Origin of the sequence: Clostridium sardiniense (genome assembly GCF_016907995.1) — a bacterium.
GTDB lineage: Bacteria > Bacillota > Clostridia > Clostridiales > Clostridiaceae > Clostridium > Clostridium sardiniense.
Window position 1 is genome coordinate 1 of record NZ_JAFBDA010000046.1, and the last position, 8,764, is coordinate 8,764.

Here is an 8,764-nt window from a genome sequence, read left to right on the forward strand (position 1 = left end):
AATTAATAAAAAGAAAGAAGTATTAGTTCTATTAAAGAAGTTATAGCTTAATTTATTATTTAATATTAATAGTAACAATACTATAATATCCATATTTTCACCTTATTTCATTTAAATTTATTATAATTCTTTTATGAAGTTAGAAAATATTTAATTATAGGAAGAATTTGAAAATAACTTTTAATTACATTCTTTATATCGATATATTCTTTAATATTTAAAATATAAAAATTTAAGTCAGCTTATTTACAAATCTTCCTTATCATAAAACATTTTTAGTAAATATTAATTAGTAAGTTGATAAATGAAAGTTTTACAAATATTAATAGTTACTAAGGATTTATATAATAATATATATAACTTATCAAAAGTTTGTTACTTTTTGAATAGACTTTATATAGATATATATATTACTAAATATAGTGCACTGCATATTAACATAAGTAGTGCAAAAGGTATTGAGAATAATATATAATTTTTTAGATTATAAACTTCTTTTATTTTCACTTCTTCTTCATTGGATATATTATAATGATGCAAATATCTATCCACTTCACTTAGCATTATCGGGCCACCTGTGGCAGACCAAGGTAACATACTGCTTCCTGCTAATATACCTAAAGCTAATGCTGCAAATATAAAATTGCTACCTACTACAGGAAGTAGTTGAACGCAGATAGGAAGAATAGTTGCAGTAGCAGGACCAGCAGAAAGGAATGTAGATATAATAAATGCAGAGAATAAAATACATAAAAGAATTAAAATTTTGCTATCACCTGTAAAAGACAGAATATAGGTTACTACAATCTTTAGTATACCAAAGTGCTCTAGAATACCTGATATCATAAATAGTGAAGAAATAAATATGATAGAGTCATTAACAGAAAGTGAATTTAATATTTCTTCAGGATTTGTTGCTACAAAAATTATAGTAAGTCCCATGAAAAATATACAAATATAAGAAATTGAGATATTGAAAAAAGGTGCAATACAAATACCAGTAATAAGTCCAGCAAATAATATTAAAGGTAGATAAACATTCTTAAATCGAGAGTCTTTCATCTGAATCTTTATATGAGGTGCTGGCTCATAAGGTGGGGGTGGAGGTGGAATAGCAATTCCAATTTTAGCATGAGGAGGTCTAGGAAATTTCTTTGGTTTATGGTAATGCAAAAAGCCTCTTGAATTAGAATCACAGCAAACTTCTGAATTTTTATTAGAAAATTTAGTCCATATAATGGTATATATTATAAGGAGCACAACATAAATAGCACAAGGCACAAATACTTTAGTTAAAAAGTCAATAATAGTAAAGTCTGTATATAGTGTAATAATTACTGCTGGAGTATCAGCCCAAGGGAGAGGACATCCTCCAATATTAGAAGCAATAAGCCCTGATACTAAAACAGGTATGACTGGGAGGTCGAGTTTTCGTATAAGGGTTAAAGAAATAAAAGTAAATAAAAGTACTACACTTAAATTATTCATAAATAGCGATGTTGCATACATGACCAAAGGTAGAACAATCATAATAAATAATTTTTTACCTTTTGATAATTCACTGAGCTTATCTCCTATAAATTTTAGAAATCCATTATTCTCAAATATTTTAGAAAATAATGCAAGAGTAAGGATTAATACTATTATCTCAAATGGAAATGATTTAAAAGCATCTGCAAAAGAATATCCCTCAAATATAGTTGTATATAAAAGTAAAGCGCCTATACCTAAGGTAGCTATCGCAGTACGATATTTAACTGAGAATATCATAGCTATATATATAGCTATAACTATTATTAATATAATAGCCATAAAGTGACTACCTCCAATCTTTTGTTTAGTACATATATATATATATTTAAAATATATGTAGGGTTTTAGCGGGATTCTTTGAGAATATAATAAAAAAATAAGTACTATATGAGGTAATAAAGGATTGATATATAATAAGATATGTTAATTAGATAGGCAGAATAATGCCTATAAAAATAATAATTGTTAAAGGACTGTGGTTATTATTAACAGCCCTCTAACACATTAAAAATATAATATTTAAAAGAAAAATATATAATATTATAGTGGATATTTTTTTATAAATTAAAGTAACGTTTATTGAAGCAATTGCATCATGAATATTGTTGATTCACCTATCATAGCAAGAAAATTTGCTAGGATTAATATCAATCACGTTCTTTATAAATGTTATTATATTTCTCTTTATGCTAGTGCTCTTTTCCTTTTTTGTCATTGTCTTTATCCTCGTGATCTTTACCTTTACCATCTTTGCCGTGATCTTTATCTTTGTCATCTTTACAATCTTTGTCGTGGTCTTTATCTTTGCCGTCCTTATCACCTTTGCCATGGTCTTTATCTTTACCGTCTTTACCATCTTTGCCATGTTCTTTATCTTTGCCGTCGTTACTATCTTTATCGTGGTCTTTACCTTTACCGTCTTTACCATGACCAGGTTTAGGTCCAGGTTTAAGATCTTTAAGAGGAGCAAAACCTTCTTTTAATGAAGATAATTCATTAAAAGAATCGTCTTTTGTTAATTCTTTTAATGGAGTTATAATATCTTTTATAGAAGAAAGATCCTGAAAACCACTATTAGAATCATTAAATAATTCTTTTAGAGGATCTCCAATATTTTTTAAATCATCGAAATCATGTGGCATTTTATTTATAGTCCTCCTAATATTATGAAAATAATTTATTTTTATAAATTTAAGTACATATAAATTTATAGAAACTCATATATACATAAATTTATCAATGGGCTGATAGGTTAAATAACAGCCCAATGATTATTAAATACAGTATACTATTTAATAGAAGAAAGCGATAAGATTTGGTGCTATAGTAACTAATCTTCCATCTTTTAATCTAAGAGTTACTGCATTAGCTTGTCCTCTTATAACTTCGCCAGTAATTGTCATTGGTAATCCAGTTAGAGCTACTGTAATATTTGCTCCTTGGTAATTATTTGTAATCAATTCAGCCATTTTTGTTCCACCTTTTCATCGTATTATTTAATCTAATAAATTTTAATGTTTTTTAGTTTTATATCTAGTTAGTATCTATAATGTTGTCCTTAAAATACATAATATATTATATAAATTTAAATAGAGTTTAGTTACAAATTGAGTCAAATTTTTACAAACATGTCTAACTATTCATAGATTGAAAATAACTAAAAAACCTCTAAGGATATAAATAATCCTTAGAGGTTTTATTTAATAATATAGATTGTTAGATAGAATTATAAAGAAGGTTGAGGTTGTATTTCTATGCTCTTAAATATCCTTCTTGAGAATGCAACAATAATAATAAGTAGAGCAACTGTTACAAAAATAATTATATAAATATGACTTGATGCTTTATCAAATAGTGCGCCATACATAGATTGACCTATAGGTTGCGCGCACATACTAAGTGTTGTAACAAAAGACATAACCTTTCCAATCATATCGTTTGGAGTTACTTGCTGCACTAAAGTTATAGCTGTAATTGAAAACACTGTGGCACAAGCCATAACTAAGAATGCAGAAATGATTATTACAAAATATGAAGTCATAGCAGATAGATTAAGCATTAATACAATTCCTATTGGCAGAATAAATATACTTGCAAGGAATAATGGAATATGGAATTTATCATGAGTTAATTTTTTTGAAAATACTCCAACTGATATACCTCCTATTAATGCACCTATTCCTATAGCACTTTGGGCAATACCATATAATTCACTATTTAGATTTAATGTAATATTTATTATATATGGAATACCTATAATTAATGCTGAAGAAAGGGTAAGGTTCATGAATGCAGCTACCCCTATAGTTTTTGCTATGAAAGGTTTTTCTTTTGTTATAAATAAAATACTTTCTGAAAAGTCATTTTTTACAGACGTAAAAATATTTCTAGTAATCTCTTTCTTTTTGAAAGGCATATTTATAAATAATTCCATAATGGCAGAAAGTAAAAATGCAACAGAAGCTAAAAGTATAATTGGCGTAATTCCAAAAAGTCCATATAAAAATCCACCAAGGATAGGTCCAATTAACATAGATACTGCATTAACCATATTTACTAATGAATTAGCCTTTAATAAATTATCAGAAGAAGTTATTGTAGGAATACTCGCCTGTACTGCTGGCTGATAAAAGGATCTGATTATAGATAGTAATATAAGTGTTGCAGCAGCTGCAAATATTGGAGTGCTCTTAATAAATGCAATTGATAATAAAACGATAATAAAAGTAATAAAATCTAAGATAACCATGATATTACGACGATTAACTCTATCTGCAATTATTCCACCTATTGGTGAAAGTAAGATAGTAGGAATAATTGAAATAGCCATAACTGCCCCAAAGATAGTTCCAGATCCAGTCTTATCTAAAAGATATAGAGGAATTGCAAAGCTTAAAGTTGCATTTCCAAGTAATGAAATGATTTGACCTATAATGATTAGTGTAAAATTTCTGTGAAATAATTTGTTTTCGACCATATAAAAATCCTCCTAAAATATAAAAATATTATTTACGCAATTTATATACCGACGTTTGGTATGTATAAATTTAAAAAATATACTGTCCCAAAAAGGACAGAATATCTTGTTTATACTAGGATATAGAAACAAGTTCTCTATATTTATCTATAATATTAAGCATATCTTCGTCAAATATAGGAAGACCTAAATTATCAGTAAGCTCTTTTAAAAATAAAAATTTTTGTTTTAATTCTTCTGATGTATTAGAGAAAATCATTGGATTTAACCATATATTTGATAGTAATATCAACATTTCTGATAATTCCTTTGGATGATCTGCTTTAATTGATCCATCTTCAATGCCTTCTTCTATTAAATCCTTAAGTAGTGGAGCAACATCTTCTATACTTGTTATAACTTGCTCTGCAAGGAATTTGGGATTTTTTAAAAGTGTTGGTGCTGCTGTAATTAGTTTTTCTTGATTAGGATTTTGAATTGATAAGTAATATATACGACGAATCTTTTCAAGTCCAGTTAAATCTTTTTTAGATTTTATCCTAAGTATCTCTCTATTTGTACCCTCAAAAAGTCGTTCTGATACAGCATCAATTATATCTTCTTTTGATTTAAAGTGATGGTATATAGCGCCTTTACTTAAATCACCAAGTTCATTGATTATATCTTGAATAGTAGTTTGTTCATAACCTTTTTCTAAAAAAAGTTTTAATGATGCATCAAGAATTCTATTAACAGTAACTTCTGGGTGTTTATTTCTTGCCACATTATCACTCCTTTGTTTTCATACATACTGTCGGTATGTATATATGGTATCATTATCCAAATACTGTGTCAATAAAAAATTGAAATTTATTTAATTAACTCGAATTAATATTAATTTGAGTTATATTTACTTAAAGAGATAATGTAATAATATTAAATAATATATATAAATTTAATGATATTTAAAATAAATATAGTGTTATTTTTGTTATAGGATAATAAATTAATTAAATATAAATAATTTATGGAAAAATAAGGAAAGTATGATAATATAGAGTCATAAGGAAGATAGGGGTGTAAGGGGTGATTAATATCAAAGGAATAGAAGAGTTAAAAATAAAAGAAAATGATATAGAATTAAAAGGTATAAAGTTAGAGAGAGTATTAGAAGAGGACTTAGAAAAAATAAGAAATATGATGGTCAAAATTTTAAAAGATGAGACTTTAAGATGGTTTAAAGATGGGAATAAACCTTTTATTCCAGGATATAATTCTATAGATATGCAAAGGTATCATACTTGGGATAATAAATACTACAAGATAATCTATAAAGAAAATCTAATAGGAGTAACTCTCATATCTTATACAGGAAAAGAACATGCAAGAATTGATAGATTATATATTATTCCAGAATATCAGGGGATAGGGATAGGTAAAGACGTGATTAACCTTATAGAAGATATGTTTCCTATGGTAAAGGTATGGACTTTAGATACAATAAAAGAAAGTGTAAGAAATCATAAATTTTATGAAGATATGGGGTATAAACTAATGGAAGAGGACGATGAAGAGAGATATTATATTAAAATATTAAATAAAAATATATCTGATTCATCTAAATATATACGTTATAAAGATATCAGCCATTCTAATTTTAGGGAATGTAATATGGAATATTCTGATTTATATGAGTCTAATATGAGTAATTCAAGATTTTCAAATACTAATTTATTTGGGAGCATATATTCAAATTCATATCTTGGGAATAATCGTTTTACAAATGTAAATATGAATAGCTCAATATTTGCCGATTCTAGAATGAATGAAGTTGAGATATGCCATGTTTCATTATTGAGAGCTCATATACATGATGTTAATTTAGATGTAAAAGAAGAAGATACTAATATAACTATAGAGCGATGTAAATTAACTAATAGCAAAATAGTTGATTCTGATTTAAGAGATTTAAAGATTGAAAATTGTAATATAGATGGAATGACTATAGATGGTATAAAAGTATCAGAACTTATAGATTGCTATAATAAACATTATATCAAGAATAAGTAGATTAAAGAATTAAAATTAAATACTGTCACAATAAATATGAAATTATTGTGAATTCTTCTATTGAAATATATAATTTAAATATAGAATAAAATTATGAAATAATTAAAATGGATCATAAAATAATTAAAGTTTTAAAATATATTATATAAGTAATATGTTTTAATAAATTAAAAAAGTAAGACATTATTATAATTAGTGAGGTTAAACATATGAAGAGAAAAATAATTTTATATATAGCAACGAGTTTAGATGGCTTTATTGCAGATAAAAATGGTGGAGTTAGTTGGATTGATGAGGCGATTAAATCAGATGAAGTAGATAATAGTTATTCTGAATTTATAAAGAATATTGATACAGTTATTATGGGAATGACTACATATAATCAAGTAGTAACTGAGCTTTCTCCAAATGAGTGGCCATATGAAGGATTGAATAGTTATGTATTTACATCCCAAAATATTAATGATACAAATAATGTTAAGTTCATTTCTACAGATATTTTAGATTTTGTTAAAGAATTAAAGGAACGTAATGGCAAAGATATTTGGATTGTAGGAGGAGCAAATATTGCAAATCAGCTTATTAAAAGCAATCTTATAGATGAGTATCATATTTCTACTATACCAATTATTTTAGGTAGTGGAATGTCCTTATTCAATAATGATAATCCTAAGATACCTTTAAATTTAGATAAGTGTAGTGAAGTTAATGGAATTGTTACTTCAATTTATTCAAGAAGAAGATAATATAAGACTTTATAAAACTTTAAGATAAAGGTGATATAAAATTGTGTAAATAAGCAGGTATACTATAGAACTAAAATAAGATTAGTTTTACAGTATACCTGCTTTTATAATTATTATGATAAATACTATAGATATTTATCATAATATAATATTTTGGCTATGAAACTTTCTTAATTCCTTTATATATAGAAGTGAATGACCCAAAAAGTATACCAACTATAGGAAACACTATCCATGAAATATGCCAAGCTTTAAATACAAAGCCTATAAATAAATATACTGCAACTGTTATTGGCCAAACAACTGAAGCTACAGAACCAATAATTTTATTAGCTTCACGATTTTTAGGGCTGTATTCATCTAGTTGTAAAAGCAACTTGTAACTTTCATGCATTACACTTAAATTAATAAATATAATTACTGCTAATGAGACTATGAATAATAAAAGAGAAACTCCATATACAGTAGCACTTTCGCTAATTATATTACCTATAAAAATACAAAGTGGAGATACAACACAAAGGCAAACGCCTAATATAATGCCTTTAGTGAATTTTGGTCTAAATAGATCATAATCTTGCTTAAGTGAAAAATTAACATTACTAGAAAGAGAAAATTCACCTTTTTCTATGAAGTTGTATTTTTCTAGTTTAAGTCCTGAGTATATAAATAAAGCAATAGCAGGAATAACTAATATAAATAATGGTATTAAAGGTATAGTGCTAGTTGCATTGTTAGAAAGGCCTTGTAAAATTATTTTATTATCTATAAGTTGATAAAGTAATATTAAAAGGGAAACTCCTGTTATACAAAGAAATACACCTATACTTATAAATAAAGCTGTTTGTTTCCTAACCTTTAGATAACTATAGGCTTCTTTTTCTCCCATAATTGGAAAGTTAGTATTACTAGATGGAGAAGTATCTTTTATATTATTAGAAGTAGTATTATTAATATTTATATCTAATTCATTTAATAATTCATCAATATTACCAAACTCAGAGATAACAATACCAATGGCTTCATTTTCTGTTTTGTCTTCTTTTTTTAATTCTTCATATTTATCTTCCATATTAGATAAAAGATCATCTTTTAATGTTTTAATTTCTTGGGTTTTAGGTAATACAGAAAACATATTGTCTAAATAATTTCTTATGGTTTCCATTCTAATCAATCTCCTTTATAAATTTATTAATAACGTCTTTAGTAACTATCCATTCATTACATTTTTCTTTGTAATACTTGGCTCCAAGTGGAGTTATTTTGTAGTATTTGCGACGCTTTCCAAAAGTTTCATCTCCATAAAATGCTATTATATAGCCATTTTTCTCAAGCCTAGTAAAGGCTGAGTATAGTGTGGTTTATTTGATTATATATTTATCATCAGTAATAGATTTTATATTTTTTGATATCTCATAACCATATGAATCTCCTTCAAGAAGAATACTTAAAATTATTG

The 8,764-nt window shown here is 26.3% G+C and carries 8 protein-coding genes and 1 pseudogene; 2 read left to right on the forward strand and 7 right to left on the reverse strand.

The annotated features are described in order from the left end of the window. Positions 1–393: 393 nt before the first annotated feature. The 5 genes from JOC62_RS18890 to JOC62_RS18910 all read right to left on the reverse strand — a co-directional run bounded on the left by JOC62_RS18890 (position 394) and on the right by JOC62_RS18910 (position 5,273). On the reverse strand, positions 394–1,812 hold the full coding sequence (locus tag JOC62_RS18890; RefSeq protein ID WP_204596823.1) for an ArsB/NhaD family transporter: 1,419 nt from the start codon (positions 1,810–1,812) through the stop codon (positions 394–396). A gap of 410 nt (positions 1,813–2,222) precedes the next feature. After that, positions 2,223–2,675 (reverse strand): hypothetical protein, encoded by a 453-nt coding sequence (locus JOC62_RS18895; RefSeq protein WP_204596824.1) that lies wholly within the window; start codon positions 2,673–2,675, stop codon positions 2,223–2,225. A gap of 150 nt (positions 2,676–2,825) precedes the next feature. Then, the gene (locus JOC62_RS18900) at positions 2,826–3,002 is read right to left on the reverse strand and encodes a hypothetical protein (RefSeq protein ID WP_204596825.1); all 177 of its coding nucleotides are present in this window, start codon (positions 3,000–3,002) and stop codon (positions 2,826–2,828) included. A 257-nt stretch (positions 3,003–3,259) separates the two neighbouring features. After that, the gene (locus JOC62_RS18905) at positions 3,260–4,510 is read right to left on the reverse strand and encodes an MFS transporter (RefSeq protein WP_204596826.1); all 1,251 of its coding nucleotides are present in this window, start codon (positions 4,508–4,510) and stop codon (positions 3,260–3,262) included. A gap of 115 nt (positions 4,511–4,625) precedes the next feature. Beyond that, positions 4,626–5,273: a TetR family transcriptional regulator gene (locus JOC62_RS18910; protein ID WP_204596827.1), complete on the reverse strand. Its 648-nt coding sequence runs from the start codon at positions 5,271–5,273 to the stop codon at positions 4,626–4,628. A gap of 302 nt (positions 5,274–5,575) precedes the next feature. On the opposite strand from JOC62_RS18910, the gene JOC62_RS18915 reads away from it, so the two are divergent. Both JOC62_RS18915 and JOC62_RS18920 read left to right on the forward strand, forming a co-directional pair. Continuing rightward, positions 5,576–6,559: a GNAT family N-acetyltransferase gene (locus tag JOC62_RS18915; RefSeq protein WP_341534823.1), complete on the forward strand. Its 984-nt coding sequence runs from the start codon at positions 5,576–5,578 to the stop codon at positions 6,557–6,559. 209 nt (positions 6,560–6,768) lie between these two features. Beyond that, on the forward strand, positions 6,769–7,305 hold the full coding sequence (locus tag JOC62_RS18920) for a dihydrofolate reductase family protein (protein ID WP_204596828.1): 537 nt from the start codon (positions 6,769–6,771) through the stop codon (positions 7,303–7,305). Between the two features lie 157 nt (positions 7,306–7,462). Here JOC62_RS18920 and JOC62_RS18925 read toward each other — a convergent pair whose 3' ends face one another. Both JOC62_RS18925 and JOC62_RS19520 read right to left on the reverse strand, forming a co-directional pair. Next, positions 7,463–8,470 (reverse strand): permease prefix domain 1-containing protein, encoded by a 1,008-nt coding sequence (locus tag JOC62_RS18925; RefSeq protein ID WP_204596829.1) that lies wholly within the window; start codon positions 8,468–8,470, stop codon positions 7,463–7,465. Between the two features lies 1 nt (position 8,471). Next, positions 8,472–8,651 (reverse strand): annotated as a pseudogene (locus JOC62_RS19520) (PadR family transcriptional regulator); the annotation flags it as partial. Positions 8,652–8,764: the final 113 nt, after the last annotated feature.